The 18476-nt window shown below is 62.6% G+C and carries 11 protein-coding genes; 7 read left to right on the top strand and 4 right to left on the bottom strand.

Annotated elements, in window-relative coordinates:
* Window position 1: 1 nt before the first annotated feature.
* From CF161_RS25555 to glnA, 3 genes are all read right to left on the bottom strand, one after another.
* The gene (locus tag CF161_RS25555; RefSeq protein ID WP_156882738.1) at window positions 2-550 is read right to left on the bottom strand and encodes a chorismate mutase; all 549 of its coding nucleotides are present in this window, start codon (window positions 548-550) and stop codon (window positions 2-4) included.
* A gap of 134 nt (window positions 551-684) precedes the next feature.
* Window positions 685-2727: a hypothetical protein gene (locus CF161_RS25550; protein WP_020299522.1), complete on the bottom strand. Its 2043-nt coding sequence runs from the start codon at window positions 2725-2727 to the stop codon at window positions 685-687.
* Between the two features lie 157 nt (window positions 2728-2884).
* Window positions 2885-4291, bottom strand: a complete 1407-nt coding sequence (gene glnA, locus CF161_RS25545; protein ID WP_020299521.1) for a glutamate--ammonia ligase — start codon at window positions 4289-4291, stop codon at window positions 2885-2887.
* A gap of 331 nt (window positions 4292-4622) precedes the next feature.
* On the opposite strand from glnA, the gene thiI reads away from it, so the two are divergent.
* Both thiI and typA read left to right on the top strand, forming a co-directional pair.
* Window positions 4623-6077 (top strand): tRNA uracil 4-sulfurtransferase ThiI, encoded by a 1455-nt coding sequence (gene thiI, locus CF161_RS25540; protein ID WP_043230367.1) that lies wholly within the window; start codon window positions 4623-4625, stop codon window positions 6075-6077.
* A 137-nt stretch (window positions 6078-6214) separates the two neighbouring features.
* Entirely contained in the window at window positions 6215-8035 is a 1821-nt protein-coding gene (typA, locus tag CF161_RS25535; RefSeq protein ID WP_020299519.1) for a translational GTPase TypA, read from the top strand.
* Between the two features lie 230 nt (window positions 8036-8265).
* Here typA and CF161_RS25530 read toward each other — a convergent pair whose 3' ends face one another.
* Window positions 8266-8700, bottom strand: a complete 435-nt coding sequence (locus CF161_RS25530; RefSeq protein ID WP_020299518.1) for a YkgJ family cysteine cluster protein — start codon at window positions 8698-8700, stop codon at window positions 8266-8268.
* 237 nt (window positions 8701-8937) lie between these two features.
* On the opposite strand from CF161_RS25530, the gene CF161_RS25525 reads away from it, so the two are divergent.
* From CF161_RS25525 to CF161_RS25505, 5 genes are all read left to right on the top strand, one after another.
* Entirely contained in the window at window positions 8938-11388 is a 2451-nt protein-coding gene (locus CF161_RS25525) for a glycogen/starch/alpha-glucan phosphorylase (protein WP_020299517.1), read from the top strand.
* Between the two features lie 128 nt (window positions 11389-11516).
* Window positions 11517-15161 carry a DUF2339 domain-containing protein gene (locus CF161_RS25520; RefSeq protein WP_020299516.1) on the top strand — a complete coding sequence of 1215 codons (3645 nt, stop codon included), beginning with the start codon at window positions 11517-11519 and terminating at the stop codon, window positions 15159-15161.
* Window positions 15158-16537: a DUF3999 domain-containing protein gene (locus tag CF161_RS25515; RefSeq protein ID WP_020299515.1), complete on the top strand. Its 1380-nt coding sequence runs from the start codon at window positions 15158-15160 to the stop codon at window positions 16535-16537. Before CF161_RS25520 ends, CF161_RS25515 begins: the two co-directional genes overlap by 4 nt.
* A gap of 219 nt (window positions 16538-16756) precedes the next feature.
* Entirely contained in the window at window positions 16757-17767 is a 1011-nt protein-coding gene (locus CF161_RS25510; RefSeq protein WP_020299514.1) for a class 1 fructose-bisphosphatase, read from the top strand.
* Window positions 17768-17771: 4 nt separating this feature from the next.
* Entirely contained in the window at window positions 17772-18374 is a 603-nt protein-coding gene (locus CF161_RS25505) for a DUF924 family protein (RefSeq protein ID WP_020299513.1), read from the top strand.
* Window positions 18375-18476 lie beyond the last annotated feature (102 nt).

The raw sequence follows: 18476 nt of genomic DNA, 5'->3' as shown, positions 1-18476 counted from the left end.
CTTAACCTTTGAACACACAAAGCTCGTCCGTGGCCCGGGTTAGGGCCAGCCTGCGCAGCGGGTCCTGGCTGGCGGCCTGGGTGGCCTGGGCCAGCCACTGCGGGCATTGTGGGTCGGTGCGCGACGGGCTGAACTCGGCCAGTTGCTGCAGCAGGTGTTTTTGTAACTGATCGAGTTGCGGGCGGATCTGCCCCAGCAGATCGGGGCGGGCGCTGTCCGGCGCGTGGCCTTGCAGGTGCCAGGCCGACAGGCGGGCGTATTGCACCAGTTTGTTGGCTTCGATCTGCGCTGCAAAAAACTGTTCCACTTCGGCAGCGGCCAGTGGGTATTGCGTGGCCTGGGCCACGGCGCCGGCAATCACTTCACGCTCCCGGGGGCGGTCTTCCACGGCTTTATGGCTGTCCCATTTGCTCAGGGCCACCTGGTCGGCAATTGCCAGGCGTGCCTCGATGCTGCTCAGCAAGGGGGCGAGGGTGGCTGGGGCGTTGGCGGCGCAGGCGTTGCCGGCCAGCAACAGGGTCGTCAGGGCGAGGCAGAATCTGGCGTGCAGGGGCATGGGCGATCTCGGCTGTTGTGGGCAAGTCGGCGGCCATGATGCACGCAAAGGCGCCCGGTCTGGCAAGCGCTCGCCCTGGGCGCGGGGCTTTGGCGAGCGCCGGTTGTGAGCTGTACGGGGCGCGCCGGTCAGTGCACGGCCTCGGCACTGGTCGGTCTGCGGCAACCGCTGGGGCCGGGGAAAGTTTGCTTGCCGGTTTCGTCATACTGGGTCTTGCAACCGCTGGGGCCCTTGTCGAAAAAGTCGCGACTCTTGATCACGCCATTGGGGTAGTAACACAGCTGCTCGCCGCTCAGGACCGCCTGGTTGTAGTTCTTGAGCTTCTGCTGGTTGATGGTCATCCACTCGAACCCGACCTTGTTGACCCGGCACTCGACCTGGCCGTTGTCGTAGTAGGTGATTTCGCTGACCTGGTCGCCCTCGCCGATCACCCGCTCGCGGATCTTGAGTCCGGTTTGCGCGTTGTATTCGCGGTACTCCTGCAGCTCGCCGTACAGGTAGTCGCGTTCGCTGGTGACCCGGCCCTGGCGGAACTCGCGGGACATGCCGCACAGGCCGACGGTCGACTGGTAGCTTTGAAAACGGCAGCGGGTCGCGGCGGAAAAGATCTGGCCCTGCTCATCGAGCTGGGTCATCAGGCCGATGAATTCGCTGCCCTCGACGCGCCCGACCGTGGCCGGCGAACCGTCCGCGAGGAAGGTCAGGTACGGGCCCTGCTTGTTGCCGTTCTTGTAGCTCATGTCCGATAGCAGCACCTTGCCGTCGGCGCTGTAGATCAGCGAGCGGCCTTCGCGCTGGCCGTTTTCGTAGGCGTAGGAATACATCAACTGGCCGCTGTCGTTGTAACCCTCCTGAGTGCCCCAGAGCAGGCCGTCGCGATAGTGCTCGATGACCCGCAACACGCCCTGGGCGTCGGTGTCGCGCAGTTCGCCCTGCATCTTGTCGGCAACAAAACTCACGCTGCGGGTGTGACCATCGGCGGCCTTGAGTTGCCAGGGCCCGATCTTCAGGCCCTGGTCGTAGCTGCCGCTGCCTTCGGTAGTCAGCCACGGGCCCTGGCGCAGGTCATTACGGTAATCGCCCCGTTCCAGCACCGCGCCACCCTCGCGGCTTTCGCTGGGGCCGTTGCGCAGGTCATGGAGGTAGGTGACGAAGCCGCCGTCTTCGAGGGCTTCGGAGTCGCTCAGCTTGATGTCCCAGCGTCCTTCGCGCAGGTCGTCGCGGAACAGGCCGGTCATGCCGTAGCCTTGGCTTTCATTGGACAGGCTCCATTGGCCCTGGCGCTTGCCGTCGACATAGGGCCCGTGGGACCAACCGTTGGACGGTCCGGCAAAGCCCCACTCGCCGTTGCGCTGGCCATGGGTGTAGGGCCCGCGAGAGGCGATGGCGCCGTCTTCGCTGTAGGTCACCGAGGGCCCGTCTTCGCTGCCGGTCAGGCGCGCGGGCTGGGTTTCCCAGGCGATGCGGCGGGCCTGGTAGTTGTAGAGCTGGCGCGGGCCATCGACCAGGGCCGGGCTCTGGTCGCGCTCATAGGTGACGCTGAGAAAGCGCCCGTCCTTCTCGCCAAAGGTCTTTTTGTAGCGGTAGGCTTCGGCGCCTGGCGAGGTATTGCCCAGGGGCTGGCCGTCCTGGCCGAAGTAACCCACCAGGGTCCCGGCGCTGTGGTCGAACTGGTCGAACTCGGCAATGCCCGAGTCTTCGTAGGCAACCCGGTAATTGAGCGGCGTGAGCTGGCTCAGGGCCTGGTTCACCGTGCGTGCGTCGAGTTTGCGCTGGCCCTGGGTAATGCGGTCCAGGGCTTTTTGCAGATTGCCCAGGCGGCTGTAGAGGTGGTCGCTGTCGTCATAACGGTAGGCGCGCAGGTGATAGTTGCCCTGCAGCTTGAACAGCACCAGGCGTGTCAGGTGCTGGTTGTCCAGGGCGATGTTGAACACCGACTCGATCGAGGCCTTGCCGAAGTCATCCAGCAATTGCGCCTGGCTTTGCGCCTCATCGACCGCGTAGTAGCCCTGCACTCCGGCAGGCGTCCTGATAAAGGCCAGGGTCGCCGAGCTTTCCGCCAGGCCGGTGATCAGCGGGTGGGCCAGGGTCTTGCCTTCGTAGAAGGGCGCAGCCTGGGCCTGGCTCAAAACCAGGCAGGCGATCAGGCCGAGCGCGCGTGTCCATTGCATAGCATTCCTTCGTCAATGCGCCGCACCGAGGGTGCGCGAGGCGTGGATTATCCACCGAAGGGGCGAGCGAAGAAACAATCGCGGCCAATGGCCGGGCAATAAAAAAGGCCTCCCGAAGGAGGCCTCTTGTTACTCCGCTTGCGCGGGCGTCACGGGATCAGCAGCTGTAGTACAGCTCGTATTCCAGTGGGTGTACGAAGGTACGAACCTTGATTTCTTCTTCGCTTTTCAGGGCGATGTAAGCGTCGATGAAGTCGTCGCTGAAAACGCCGCCTTTGGTCAGGAACGCACGACCTTTGTCCAGCTCTTCCAGGGCTTCTTTCAGGCTGCCGCACACTTGTGGGATCTCTTTGGCCTCTTCAGGCGGCAGGTCATACAAGTTTTTGTCAGCCGCGTCGCCAGGGTGGATCTTGTTCTGGATGCCGTCCAGGCCAGCCATCAGCAGTGCAGCAAAGCCCAGGTATGGGTTGGCTGCTGGATCCGGGAAGCGGGCTTCGATACGGCGAGCGCGAGGGCTGGACACGTAAGGAATACGGATCGAAGCGGAACGGTTGCGAGCCGAGTAGGCCAGCATTACCGGTGCTTCGAAACCTGGGACCAGACGCTTGTAGGAGTTGGTCGACGGGTTGGTGAAGCCGTTCAGGGCCTTACCGTGCTTGATGATGCCGCCGATGAAGTACAGGGCGGTGTCGGACAGGCCGGCATAACCTTCGCCAGCGAAGGTGTTCTTGCCATCTTTGGCGATGGACAGGTGAACGTGCATACCCGAGCCGTTGTCGCCGTACAGCGGCTTAGGCATGAAGGTAGCGGTACGGCCGTAGGCATCAGCCACGTTGTGTACGCAGTACTTCAGGGTCTGAACTTCGTCAGCCTTGGCGACCAGGGTGTTGAACTTGACGCCGATTTCGTTCTGGCCGGCAGTCGCCACTTCGTGGTGGTGAACTTCGATGACCAGGCCCATTTCTTCCATGGCGTTGCACATTGAGGTACGGATTTCGTGGTCGTGGTCGAACGGAGGAACCGGGAAGTAGCCGCCCTTGATGCCTGGACGGTGGCCACGGTTGCCGCCTTCCACGTCCTGGTCGGACATCCACGAACCTTGTTCGGAGAAGATTTTGAACATGGAACCGGAGATGTCGGACTTGAACTTCACTTCGTCGAAGATGAAGAACTCAGGCTCCGGGCCTACGAATACGGTGTCGCCGATACCGGTCGACTTCAGGTATTCCTCGGCACGCTTGGCGATGGCCCGTGGGTCACGGTCGTAGCCTTGCATGGTCGAAGGCTCGATCACGTCGCAGACCAGGATCAGGGTCGGCTCTTCGGTGAACGGGTCGAGTACGGCGGTGGTGTCGTCCGGCATCAGGATCATGTCGGAGGCTTCGATGCCTTTCCAGCCAGCAATGGAGGAGCCGTCGAACATTTTGCCTTCTTCGAAGAAGGCGTCATCCAGCGCGTCACGGGCCGGCATGGTCACGTGGTGCTGAGTGCCTTTGGTATCAGTGAAGCGCAGATCAATCCACTTGACGTCATGATCTTTGATGAGTTGAACCGACTTCGACATAGTGTCCTCCGGGTGGCTTCGGGCTAAGTAGTGGAGTGCCCTTAGAATGTGGGTGATGCCGGCGCGAATACTCGACCAAGGCAACCTGCCTCACAAGGGAGCAAATTGCATGCCAGTGCCCCGACTTGGGTTTTTTGCCCCAAACTCACGCATATAAAGGTGCAATCCGCCGTTTTCAGGAAAATCGCGCACCGCAATGTGGCGCTGACAAATCGAAATGACCTGTTTTGGTGCATCGAAAACCATCTGTACATAAACTGGTTAAACCTTGAGCAATTTCCGCTATAATCCGCGCCCCCCTTTTTCGGCTGGCCCTGCGCGCGCTGTTTTCATGAAACTAATCGTTAAAGTTTTCCCGGAAATCACCATCAAGAGCCGCCCGGTACGGATGCGTTTCATCCGTCAGTTGGCGAAAAACATCCGTGCCGTGCTCCGCGATCTGGACCCGGCTGTGGTGGTCAATGGTGTCTGGGACAACCTCGAGCTTGAAACCGCGCTCACTGACCCCAAATCCTTGAAGGACATGACCGAGCGCCTGAGTTGCATGCCGGGCATCGCGCATTTTCTGCAGGTCGACGAGTACCCGCTGGGTGACTTCGACGACATCGTCGCCAAGTGCAAGCAGCACTTCGGCGAGGCCCTGGCGGGGAAGATTTTTTCCGTGCGCTGCAAGCGTGCCGGCAAGCATCCATTCACCTCCATGGAGGTCGAAAAATACGTCGGCAGCCAGATGCGTCGTCAGTGCGGCGCCGCCGGAATCTCCTTGAAAGAGCCGGAAATCGAAGTTCGCATCGAAATTCGCGACCAACGGTTGTTTGTGATCCACAACCAGCACAACAGCATCGGCGGCTACCCCCTGGGCGCCCTGGAACAGACCCTGGTCCTGATGTCCGGCGGTTTCGATTCCACGGTGGCGGCGTACCAGATCATGCGTCGCGGGCTGATGAGCCATTTCTGCTTCTTCAACCTGGGCGGGCGTGCCCACGAATTGGGCGTGATGGAAGTCGCGCACTTTATCTGGAAGAAGTACGGCAGCTCCCAGCGGGTGCTGTTCGTCAGCGTGCCGTTCGAGGAAGTGCTGGGAGAAATTCTCGGCAAAGTCGATAACAGTCATATGGGCGTAGTATTGAAGCGTATGATGTTGCGCGCTGCGTCGAGAATCGCCGACCGCCTGGAGATCGATGCCCTGGTCACCGGTGAAGCGATTTCCCAGGTGTCGAGCCAGACGCTGCCGAACCTGTCCGTGATCGACTGCGTGACCGACAAGCTGGTGTTGCGCCCGCTGATCGCCAGCCACAAGCAGGACATCATCGACCTGGCGAATGAAATCGGCACCGCCGACTTCGCCAAGCACATGCCGGAATATTGCGGGGTCATCTCGGTGAACCCCAAGACCCACGCCAAGCGCCCGCGCGTGGAGCATGAAGAGAAAGAATTCGATATGGCGGTTCTGGAGCGTGCGCTCGAGAACGCCAAGCTGGTGCCGATCGATCGAGTGATCGACGAGTTGGGCCAGGATTTGCAGATCGAAGAAGTCAGCGAAGCGCTGGCCGGTCAGATCGTGATCGACATCCGTCACCCGGATGCTCAGGAAGATCAGCCGCTGGAGCTTGCTGGCATTGAGGTACAAGCGATGCCGTTTTATGCACTGAACGCTCGTTTCAAGGAACTGGACCCTACTCGCCAGTACCTGCTCTATTGCGACAAAGGCGTGATGAGTCGCCTGCATGCCCACCATTTGCTCAGTGAGGGACATGCCAATGTGCGCGTTTATCGACCGAGCTAAGTGCCCGGGGATGTTTGCCTGTGGCCTGCGTCACCGGCCCCCCGACGCCGCCGTCGAGCTGTAACGGCTTTACGGACGCAACGTTAATCGCTGCCACGACCTGTCAGCACACCGAATCCTCTGATCGAGATACACAAGTGATCGAAAATCTACGCAACATCGCCATCATTGCTCACGTTGACCACGGTAAAACCACCCTGGTAGACAAACTCTTGCGTCAATCCGGCACTCTGGAGCGCAACGAGCTCAACGACGAGCGCGTGATGGACTCCAACGACCAGGAGAAAGAGCGCGGTATTACCATTCTGGCGAAAAACACCGCCATCAACTGGAACGGCTACCACATCAACATCGTGGACACCCCGGGCCACGCCGACTTCGGCGGCGAAGTTGAACGCGTAATGTCGATGGTTGACTCCGTTCTGCTGCTGGTTGATGCCCAGGACGGCCCTATGCCGCAAACCCGTTTCGTGACCAAGAAGGCTTTCGAAGCCGGCCTGCGTCCAATCGTGGTGATCAACAAGGTTGACCGTCCAGGCGCGCGTCCGGACTGGGTTCTGGACCAGATCTTCGACCTGTTCGACAACCTGGGTGCTACCGAAGAACAGCTGGACTTCAAAGTGGTTTACGCCTCCGCCCTGAACGGTATTGCTGGTCTTGACCACACCGACATGGCTGAAGACATGACCCCGCTGTACCAGTCGATCGTCGACAACGTACCAGCACCAGCCGTTGACCGTGACGGTCCGTTCCAGATGCAAATCTCGGCTCTGGACTACAACAGCTTCCTGGGTGTTATCGGCGTTGGCCGTATCGCTCGTGGTCGCGTCAAGCCGAACACTCCGGTGGTGGCGATCGACGCCGACGGCAAGAAGCGTAACGGTCGTATCCTGAAGCTGATGGGTCACCACGGCCTGCACCGCATCGACGTTGAAGAAGCAGCTGCCGGCGACATCGTCTGCATCAGCGGCTTCGACCAGCTGTTCATCTCCGACACACTGTGCGACCCAACCGCTGTTGAAGCGATGAAGCCGCTGACCGTTGACGAGCCAACCGTTTCCATGACCTTCCAGGTAAACGACTCGCCATTCTGCGGTAAAGAAGGCAAGTTCGTGACCAGCCGTAACATCAAGGAACGTCTGGACAAAGAGCTGCTCTACAACGTTGCTCTGCGCGTTGAAGAAGGCGACTCGGCTGACAAGTTCAAGGTCTCCGGCCGTGGTGAGCTGCACCTCTCGGTACTGATCGAAACCATGCGTCGCGAAGGCTTCGAAATGGGTGTTGGTCGTCCGGAAGTGATCATCCGCATGGTTGACGGCGTGAAGCACGAACCGTACGAAAACGTGACCATCGACCTGCCGGAAGAATCGCAAGGTTCGATCATGGAACAGATCGGTATCCGTAAGGGCGACCTGACCAACATGGTTCCGGATGGCAAGGGCCGTGTGCGCCTTGAGTACAACATCCCGGCTCGTGGCCTGATCGGTTTCCGTAACGAGTTCCTGACCCTGACCTCCGGTGCAGGCATCCTGACCTCGATCTTCGACCGTTACGACGTGATGAAGTCCGGCGACATGTCCGGCCGTCAGAACGGCGTGCTGGTATCGGTTGCTACCGGTAAGGCGCTGACCTACTCGCTGGAAACCCTGCAGTCGCGTGGCAAGCTGTTCATCGAACACGGCCAGGACATCTATGAAGGTCAAATCGTTGGTCTGAACAGCCGCGACAACGACCTGGGTGTAAACCCAACCAAAGGCAAGAAGCTCGACAACATGCGTGCTTCGGGTAAAGACGAAACCATCGCTCTGGTTCCGCCTGTACGTTTCACTCTGGAGCAAGCTCTGGAATTCGTACAAGAAGACGAGCTGTGTGAAGTCACTCCTAAGTCCATCCGTCTTCGCAAGAAGATCCTGGGCGAAAGCGAGCGTACCCGCGCTGCCAAGAAAAGCAGCAACTAAGTCATTTAGTTAGCTGCAAAAAAACGCCCCCGACCGCAAGGTCGGGGGCGTTTTTGTTTGTCTGGGTTTTATGGCCTGGCCAGGACCTTGTGGCGAGGGAGCTTGCTCCCGCTGGGCGGCGCAGCAGCCCTAAAGCCGATCGATCCGATCTAGCTGAAAGGCCGCGTCAGCCTTATTGGGGGCGCTTCGCAACCCGGCGGGAGCAAGCTCCCTCGCCACGGGGAAGCGAGTTAAAACTTCTCGAGGGTGCGCAGCTTGGTCTCGCGTACCACTTCCTTGGGCTTGTAGGCGCAATAGCCTGGGCGCGGCCCGATTTTCGGGTGGTTGCGGCAGGTGTCGGGGCGCTTGTCATAAATAGTGCAGAAGCGGCTTTTACGATCCAGGTACAGGCAGTCGTCGTTGCTCATGCGCTGCAAGGTAAAGATCTCGGACTTGGCGTTGAAGCGCTCGACGATGCCTTCTTTCTGCAAGCGCTTGGCGATGTTCTTCGGCGGGTCGCCACGCTCGAATTCATCGACGATGCCGATGCGGATCAGGTCCTTGATCTTCACCTCGACCGGCAGGGTGCAGCAGCTCGACACGCAGCCGCCGCACATATGGCTCGAGTATTTCTGCCAGGTCTCGAGACGGTCGAGTTCCGCGGCGGCGATCAGTTGAGGCTTCATCAGGTTTCCAAGAGGGGGCTTAATCCGGGCGCGCGATCATACCGGGATTGGTGGTTTTTTGAACAATATTTTGCAGCTTTCAGCTCGAAGGCTGCTTTGGCGAATAAACGGGCACGGCCCCTGCATCTAATTAGCGCAAAGGTGAATGAGTTTAAAAACTGCCGAACCAGAGCGTCTACCGTCTGTCAGACCGTCTAGGCTCTAGCAACTCCTTCTATCTCGCCCGAGGTCGCATCGATGTCTCAGGAACCGCTTGTACGAGAAGCAGAGGTAGCCGCATTCCGCGATGCCGTCTTGACCAAACTCACCTACGCGGTGGGCAAGGACCCGGATCACGCCTTTGACCATGACTGGTTTGAAGCCATTGCCCTGGCGGCGCGTGATCATATGGTCGAACACTGGATGGATCACACCCGGCAAATTTATCGCAAGGGGCAGAAGCGGGTGTACTACCTGTCCCTGGAATTCCTGATCGGCCGCCTGCTGTATGACAGCCTGAGCAACCTGGGGCTGCTCGACGTGGCGCGCGATGCCCTCACTGAGCTGGGCGTCGACCTGGAACGCATTCGTCTGCTGGAGCCGGATGCGGCCCTGGGCAACGGTGGCCTGGGGCGCCTGGCGGCGTGCTTCATGGAAAGCATGTCGACCCTGGGCATCGCCGGCCATGGCTATGGCATTCGTTATGAGCACGGGCTGTTCCGCCAGGCCATCGTCGATGGCTGGCAGCAGGAACAGACCGAGCACTGGCTGGATTTCGGCAACCCCTGGGAGTTCGAGCGCGCCGAGGTGATCTACCCGATCGGCTTTGGCGGCGGGGTCGAAACCCGGCTCGATGCCAGCGGCAAATCGATCCAGGTCTGGACCCCCAGTGAAACCGTGCGCGCGGTGGCCTATGACACGCCGGTAGTGGGCTGGCGCGGTGCTAGCGTGAATACCCTGCGCCTGTGGCGCGCGCGGGCCGTGGAAGACTTGCACCTGGAGCGCTTCAACGCCGGCGACCACTTGGGCGCGGTGGCGGAGGTTGCCCGGGCAGAAAGCATCTCCCGCGTGCTGTACCCGGCCGACAGCACCGAAGCGGGGCAGGAACTGCGCCTGCGCCAGGAATATTTCTTTGTCTCGGCCTCGCTGCAAGACCTGCTGCGTCGCCACAAAAATATGCATGGCTCGGTGCTCAGCCTGGGCGAGCATGCGGCGATCCAGCTCAACGACACTCACCCGTCGATCGCCGTGGCCGAGCTGATGCGCCAGTTGGTCGACCTGCACGACATCGCCTGGGATGCGGCCTGGCAAGTCACCGTGGAAACCCTGGCCTACACCAACCACACCTTGCTCCCCGAAGCCCTGGAAACCTGGCCGGTCGGCCTGATGGAACGCATGTTGCCGCGGCATATGCAGATCATTTACCTGATCAACGCCCAGCACATCGATTCGCTGCGGGCCAAGGGCATTCATGACTTCGACGTGCTGCGCGCGGTGTCGCTGATCGAGGAAGACAATGGCCGCCGGGTGCGCATGGGCAACCTGGCGTTTCTCGGTTCCCACAGCGTCAACGGCGTGTCCGGGCTGCACACCCAACTGATGCGCAGCACGGTGTTCTCCGAGCTGCACAAGCTGTACCCGGAGCGCATCAACAACAAGACCAACGGCATCACCTTCCGCCGCTGGCTGTACCAGGCCAATGCCCAACTGACGGCGATGATGGTCGAGGCGGTCGGCCCCGAGCTGCTGGACAACCCCGAAGAGCTGCTGCTGAAACTGGAGCCCTTTGCCGAAAAACCCGGGTTCCGCAAACAGTTCGCCGAGCAGCGCCTGCACAGCAAGCGCGCCCTGGCGGCGATCATTCATGAGCGCCTGGGGATTTCGGTCAACCCGGCGGCCATGTTCGATGTGCAGGTCAAGCGCATCCACGAGTACAAGCGCCAGTTGCTCAACCTGCTGCACACCGTGGCGCTGTACCAGGCGATCCGCGCCGAGCCGGAAATCGACTGGGTGCCGCGGGTGAAGATCTTCGCCGGCAAGGCTGCGGCCAGTTATCACCAGGCCAAGCTGATCATCAAGCTGACCAACGACATCGCGCGTACGGTCAACAACGACCCCACCGTGCGCGGCCTGCTCAAGGTGGTGTTCCTGCCCAATTACAACGTCAGCCTGGCGGAAAGCATCATCCCGGCGGCCGACCTGTCGGAGCAGATCTCCACCGCGGGCTTCGAGGCCTCGGGCACCAGCAACATGAAGTTCGGCCTGAACGGCGCGCTGACCATCGGCACCCTGGACGGCGCCAACGTCGAGATGTGCGAACGCGTGGGCGCCGATCACATGTTTATCTTCGGCCTCAGCGCCCAGCAGGTGGAGGCCCGCAAGCGTAACGGCGAGTTCAGCGCGGCGCCGGATATCGCCGCCTCCCATCGGCTCAACGATGTGTTGCAGGCGATCCGTGGCGGGGTGTTTTCGCCGGATGATCCGTCGCGCTACACCGGGCTTATCGATTCACTGATTGACTACGACCGCTTCCTGGTCTGCGCCGACTTCGATTCCTACTGGGCGGCCCAGGCCCGGGTCGAAGAGCGCTGGCACGACTCCAAGGAGTGGTGGCGCTCGGCGGTGCTCAACAGTGCGCGGATGGGCTGGTTCTCTTCGGACCGAACCATTCGCGAGTACGCCACGGAGATCTGGAAGGCGCTGGAGTAAGCACTTTCAGAGAATTCTAGAAATGCGCACAAGGCCCAACGTTTGTTGGGCCTTGTCGATATACTGGGCGCCAGTTTTTTCTGCGGCTGCTGGCGCAGGATCTGATTCGGTGCTTAGGGATATCGACCATGCAATGGATTTTCATGCTGATAGGGCTGGTGCTGGGCTGGGTGCTCGATGAGTCCTTCAGCGATGCACTGATCGGCGCGCTGCTGGGTCTGGGCATTGGCCTGGCGGTCCGGGTCGGTGGCCTCAGCGCCCAGGCCCGCGAACTGCACCGCGAGCTGCAGCAGGCCAAAACCGCGCTGGCAGCCCTCGGTCAGCGTCTGTCCTCCCTTGAACGCAGTGGCGTCAGCACGCCTGAGCCGGCCCCGGCCAGCGCAGCGCCGAGCGTCAACCCGGCGCCCGCGCCGGAACCTGCGCTGCCGATTCTGCTGGCCCAGGCGGCAAAACCTCAGCCGCCACCGGTTGTCGAGCCTGTGCCCGGGGAATTGGTCTGGGAACTGCCCGCCACACTGCAACCGAGCCCGGCAACCATTCGCGAATTCACCCAGGCGCCACCGGCCGACGTTCTGCGCCAGGCGCCGCCTGCGCGCCAGCCGATTGCGCCAGCGGCCGCTGCCGAACCCTTGGAGCCCAACTTGATCGAACGCGCCATCAGCGGCGCGCGCACGTGGCTGTTTGGCGGCAACACCGTGCTGCGGGTGGGCGTGCTGCTGTTGTTCCTCGGCCTGGCCTTCCTGCTGCGCTATGCCACCGAAGGCATGGTGGTGCCGATTGAATTGCGTTACGCCGGGGTTGCCGCCAGCGCCCTGGGGTTGCTGGGCCTGGGCTGGTGGCTGCGGCTGCGCAACAGCAACTATGGGTTGATGCTGCAAGGCACGGGGATCGGCGTGCTGTACCTGACGGTCTTTGCCGCCATGCGCCTGCACCCGCTACTCGACCCATCGGCGGCCCTGGGCCTGCTGGTGGCGGTCACGCTGTTCTCGGCGATCCTGGCCGTGACCCAGAATGCCCTGGGCCTGGCCGCCGCCGCTGCCCTGGGCGGCTTTGCCGCGCCGATCCTGACCTCCACCGGGGCCGGCAGCCACGTCGCGTTATTCAGCTACTTTGCTCTGCTCAATGCCGGGATCCTCGCCATCGCCTGGTTCAAGGCCTGGCGCCTGCTGAACCTGATCGGTTTTGTCGGCACCTTCGGCATCGGTTTCGCCTGGGGCCTGCGTTCCTACGAGCCGCAGCTGTTGTGGAGCACCGAGCCGTTCCTGGTGTTGTTCTTCCTGATGTACCTGGCGATCGGCCTGCTGTTTGCCCGGCGCACACTCATGGACCTGCCCGATGCGCCGCAAGACGCCAGCCGCGAGGCACTGCTGCGCTGGTCGGCGCGCAAGGGCGACTACGTCGACGGCAGCATGCTGTTCGGCCCGCCGCTGGTAGGTTTCGGCCTGCAGTTCGCGCTGGTGCAGCACCTGGAGTTCGGCGCGGCGTTCAGTGCCCTGGCGCTGGGCATCCTCTACATGGGCCTGGCACGGCTGCTGAGCGGCGGCCGCGCCTTGTTGCTGGGCGAAACCTGCCTGGCCCTGGGGGTGATTTTCGCCAGCTTGGCGATTCCCTTGGGCCTGGACGCACGCTGGACCAGCGCCGCCTGGGCGGTCGAAGGCGCGGGGATCTTCTGGCTCGGTTTGCGCCAGCAGCGGCCATTGGCCCGGGCATTTGCCTTGTTGCTGCAACTGGGCGCGGCGGTGGCCTTCCTCGGCGAATTGCGCCCCGGCAGCAACAGCCTGCTGGATGGCGCGCCCTTGGGCGCGCTGTTGTTGGGGGCTGCGCTGCTGTTCAGCTTTTATCAACTGCGCAAGGCCCAGCCGCAGCAGGTGTCGAGTTGGGAGCCGGGGTTGCTGCCGATTCTGGCCTGCCTGGGGTTGAGCTTCCTGTACCTGCTGGCGCCGCTGTTTTTCTTCACTCACGGCACCGCCATCGGTTGGGCCCTGGCCGGCTTGGCGACGCTGTTTGTCGGCCTGCGCCTGCAATCGCGGACCTTCCTGTTCACCGCCTTTGCCGTGCAGCTGTTGGGCGGTGGGTTGTTCCTGTTGCGCCTGCAGGGTGCCGAAGGCGATTCCAGCGCGGTGTTCAGCGCCGGCTGGAATGGCCTGCTCAGCGCCTCGCTGATTGGCCTGGCGCTGATCGGCGGCATGTTGCTGGCGGCCCGGGACGACATGGTGCGCAACGATGTGCGCTTGCTGCGCGGGTTGTCGGTGGTGCTGCTGGCCGGCTTGATGATGATCAATCTGGCGGTGCTGTTTGTCCTGCCGTGGTCCATCGCCAGCGGGGTGTGGGCGGCCAGTGGCCTGTTGATTATCTGGCTGAGCCTGTATTTGCAGCAGCGCGCCAGTTTCGTTTTCGGCCTGCTGTTGCAGGTGATCGGCGGCAGCGCCTTCCTGCTGGCCGGTGCCGACGGGTTCGGCCCGCTGCTCAGCGAGGGCCTGCGGCCGCTGGCCAACGCTGACTTCTGCACGCCGATGGTGCTGGCCCTGGCCGCGCTGGTCGGCGCCTGGCGCTTGCAACGCGGCAGCCATGGCCCGGTGTTCGACGCCTTGAAACTGGGACACCTGTCGGATCTGTTGCTGGCCTGGGGCGCCTGCTGGTGGAGTTTTGCCCTGGTCCGGGAAGTATTGCGCTTCGCCCCTGTGCACCTGCAAGGCAGCCTGTTGCTGGCGATTGCCGCGCTCAGTGTGCTGCTCTGGGCCTGGCTGGCAGTGCGCCTGAAGTGGACCTCGCTGGGCCTGCTGTGCAGCCTGTTGATGCCGGTGGCGGCGCTGGTGCTGATCGCCTCCTGGCATTCGCGTTACCACCCGGCCGCGAGTGGTGGCTGGCTGGCCTGGGCGCTGGTGTTCGCGGTGCATTTCTTCAGCCTGCGGCGCCTGGCATCGATGCTGCCGGCGCGCCTGCAAAGCGCCGCCCATGTGCTCGGCTGCTGGTTGCTGATCGGCGTGCTGGCCCTGGAGCTGCGCTATGGCCTGCTGCTGTTGTCCGAGCAGTACAACGCCTGGCGCTGGTTGGGCTGGGCGATTCTGCCGAGCCTGTACCTGGTGCTGATGGCCGCGCCACGGGCCTGGCCATGGCCGGTGGCGGCCCATGCCCGCGAGTATCGGCTGTACGCGGCCTTGCCTCTGGCGGTGTTGATGCTGGGCTGGTTCTGGCTGGCGAACATCGCCAGCGACGGCAGCGCCGAGCCTCTGCCGTACGTGCCATTGCTCAACCCGCTGGAGCTGGGGCTGCTGTTTGCCTTGTTCGGGGTTTATATGTGGTCGCGCAGCGCGGTCGAGCAATGGGCGATCCGTGTCGACTATGCCGAGCGCGGCACCCAGGCCGTGGCGGGGATTTCGCTGTTCGCGTTCTTCACCGCGCTGGTGATGCGCGCCGCGCACCATTGGAGCGGCGTGCCGTACGAGCTCGATGCGTTGCTCGGCTCGATGCGGGTGCAGGCCGGGTTGTCCATCGTCTGGACCCTGATTGCCCTGGGGCTGATGATCGGCGGCCACCTGCGCCATCGTCGCGAGGTCTGGCTGGTGGGGGCGGGGTTGATCGCCCTGGTGGTGGCCAAGCTGTTCTTTGTCGAATTGAGCAACCGTGGCGGGCTGGCGCGGATCGTGTCGTTTATCGGCGTTGGGGTGTTGCTGCTGGTGGTCGGCTATTTCGCCCCGCTGCCGCCCAAGCGCGTCGAGGCAGAGCCGGATCAACCCCGGCCAGAGCCTGAAACCGAAGGAGTGTCGTCTTGAAGCAGAACCTGAACCTGGGCTGGCTGGGGGCACTGGGCCTGTGTGTCGCGCTGTCGGCCACGGCCCAGGAAAAACCCGCGGACTTCAAGTCCCAGTTGCCGCTGAGCCTGAGCGGCGAGGGCCCCTGGTATCGCCTGGAACTGCCGCTGGCGGCGCAGCTCAAGGCCAGCCAGAGCGATCTGGGGGATATCCGTGTGTTCAACGCTGCCGGCGAACCCCAGGCCTATGCCCTGGCCCGCGAACAGGCCGAAACCCGCGAACAGCGCAGCCTGACCGAGGTCAAGTGGTTCCCGCTGTACAGCTCGGCGGATGCCAGCGAAGCGGCGCCGAGCGTGCGCGTGCAGTCGAGCGCCAGCGGGACCCTGGTCGAGGTGCAGCCGTCCAGCCAGCTCGAGGCCGGTGAAGAAGTGCTGCGGGGCTGGCTGCTGGACGCCAGTGCGATCAAGGCACCCTTGCAGCAACTGGTGCTCGACTGGACCAGCGAGCGCGATGGTTTCCAGCGTTTCAGCATCGAGGCCAGCGACGACCTGCAACATTGGCAGGCCTGGGGAGAGGGGCAGGTGGCGCGGCTGTCGTTTGCCGATGAGCGCATCGAGCAGCATGAAGTCGGCTTGCCCGGGCAGTCGGCGCGTTACCTGCGCCTGCTGTGGAGCGCTCCGCAATCGGCGCCGATCCTGACCTCGGCGCAACTGCAAAGCACCCGTACCAGCAGCCTGCCGTTGCCCCTGCTGTGGTCGCAGCCGCTGGCCGGCAGCAGCCCCAAGGCCGGGGAGTACATCTGGCAGTTGCCGACGGGGTTGAATGTCGAGCGCCTGCAGGTCGAGCTGAGCCAACCCAACAGCCTGGCACCGGTGACCCTCTACGGCCGCCACGACAACAATCAACCCTGGCAGCCGCTGACCAGTGGTTTGCTCTATCGCCTGACCCAGAATGGCCAGGACGTGGTGCAGAACGATCTGCAACTGACCGGGCGCAACGTGCAGCAACTGAGGTTGACGGTGGACGAGCGCGGCGGTGGCCTGGGTGCCGAGGCCCCGGCCTTGAAGGTTGCCGTGCGTGCCACGCAACTGGTGTTCCTGGCCCGTGGCGCCGGCCCCTACACCCTGGCGCTGGGCAACCCCACGGTCGCGGCGGCGAACCTGCCATTGGCCACCCTGATCCCGGACTACAGCCCGCAACGCCTCAAGGCCCTGGGCCAGGCCCGGGTCGATGGCGCGCTGCAGCTGGCTGCGTCCAGCGCCACCCCCTCGGTCGCCCCGGCAGCGAGCGGGCCGGATTGGAAGAAAATCGCCCTGTGGGCGGTCTTGCTGCTTGGGGTGCTGGCCCTGGGCGCCATGGCCTTCAGCCTGTTGCGCAAACCCGCGGCGAAAACCTGATCGACCGCTGCCATCGCCGGCCGTGGCCAGGGCGCCTGCTCTTGTGCCACCGCCGATGGGCGGGGCCGTCGGCGATGTCAGTCATAAAGGCTGTTTTGTAGCTACGCTGAAAGCGGTCCATGAACTCTATTGGGCAGTTCCCTGTCTGACAGGAGGAAATGCGCCTCGACTCGCGTTAAACTGCGCGGGTTTTTAGTCCCCCATCCTCCGGAGCCTTCCATGTCCCGCGTTACCCTGAGTCGCTATTTGATTGAGCAGACCCGCAGCAACAACACTCCTGCCGATCTGCGCTTCCTGATCGAAGTGGTGGCGCGTGCTTGCAAGGAAATCAGCCACGCTGTCTCCAAAGGCGCCCTGGGCGGTGTTCTGGGCAGTATGGGCACCGAAAACGTACAGGGCGAAGTGCAGAAGAAGCTCGACGTGATCTCCAACGAGATCCTGCTCGAAGCCAACGAATGGGGCGGTCACCTGGCCGGCATGGCGTCCGAGGAAATGGACAATGCCTACCAGATTCCCGGCAAATACCCCAAAGGTGCCTACCTGCTGGTATTCGACCCGTTGGACGGTTCGTCGAACATCGACATCAACGTGTCGGTCGGCACCATCTTCTCGGTACTGCGTTGCCCTAACGAGCACCTGAGCCAGAACGAAGCCCTGAGCGAAAAAGCCTTCCTGCAACCGGGCACCCAGCAAGTGGCTGCCGGTTACGCGATCTACGGCCCGCAGACCATGCTGGTGCTGACCCTGGGCGACGGCGTCAAAGGCTTCACCCTGGACCGTGAAATGGGCAGCTTCGTCCTGACCCACGAAAACATGACCATCCCGGCATCGACCCAGGAATTTGCCATCAACATGTCCAACCAGCGTCACTGGGAAGCCCCGGTGCAGCGCTACGTGAGCGAGTTGCTGGAAGGCGAGACCGGCCCGCTGAAAAAAGACTTCAACATGCGCTGGATCGCCGCGATGGTGGCCGACGTGCACCGCATCCTGACCCGTGGCGGTCTGTTCATGTACCCGCGCGATGCTCGCGACCCGTCCAAGCCAGGCAAATTGCGCCTGATGTACGAAGCCAACCCGATGTCGTTCCTGGTGGAGCAGGCGGGCGGTGTTTCCACTGACGGTCACCAGCGTATCCTCGACATCCAGCCTGAAGGCCTGCACCAGCGCGTGGCGGTGTTCCTGGGTTCGAAGGAAGAAGTCGACCGCGTGACCGCGTACCACAAGGAGTAACCCCATGGCCCAGCCCTGGCAGCCCCTGCTCGATTGGTGGTTCGGTTCAGCCGAAAAACCGGCCGAGATTGTGGCGGACAAGGGCGGGTTGTGGTTCGGCAAGCGTGACAGCCAGGATCTTGAAGCGCGCGAGCGCTTCGGGGCCCAGGTCGAACAGGCACTGGCCGGCGGATTGACCGAATGGGCGCAAGGCCCCCACGGTTGGCTGGCCCTGGTGTTGTTGCTCGATCAACTGCCACGGATGATCTTTCGCGAAACCCCCAAGGCCTTCAGCGGTGACCTGCGTGCGCAAGCACTGGTGGCCCAGGGCATCGCCGCGGATTTTGACCGGCAATTGCCGCCCATGCAGCGCGCGTTCATCTACCTGGTGTTCGAGCATTGCGAGAACCTGGCGGTGCAGAACGAAGGCGTATCGCGCTTTGCTGCCCTGCATGACCAGCAGCCTGCGGAGGATCGCCCGGTATTCGCCGACCACCTGGATTACGCCGAACGGCACCAGAAGGTCATCGCCCGCTTCGGCCGCTTCCCCCACCGCAACGCCATCCTCGGCCGTGAATCCACCGCTGAAGAAATGACCTTCCTGAGCCAGCCTGGCTCGCGTTTTTAAGCTGTCCCGACCCCATCGCCGAGGTACACCCGTGTGAGTTGTGTGGGTGCATGGGGCCCGCGCAGCTACAGGTTTTGTAGCCGCTGCCGAAGGCGGCGCTGG

The sequence above is a fragment of the Pseudomonas sp. CF161 genome, assembly GCF_000416215.1.
Lineage (GTDB): Bacteria > Pseudomonadota > Gammaproteobacteria > Pseudomonadales > Pseudomonadaceae > Aquipseudomonas.
This window is presented reverse-complemented; position numbering and strand designations above follow the sequence as displayed.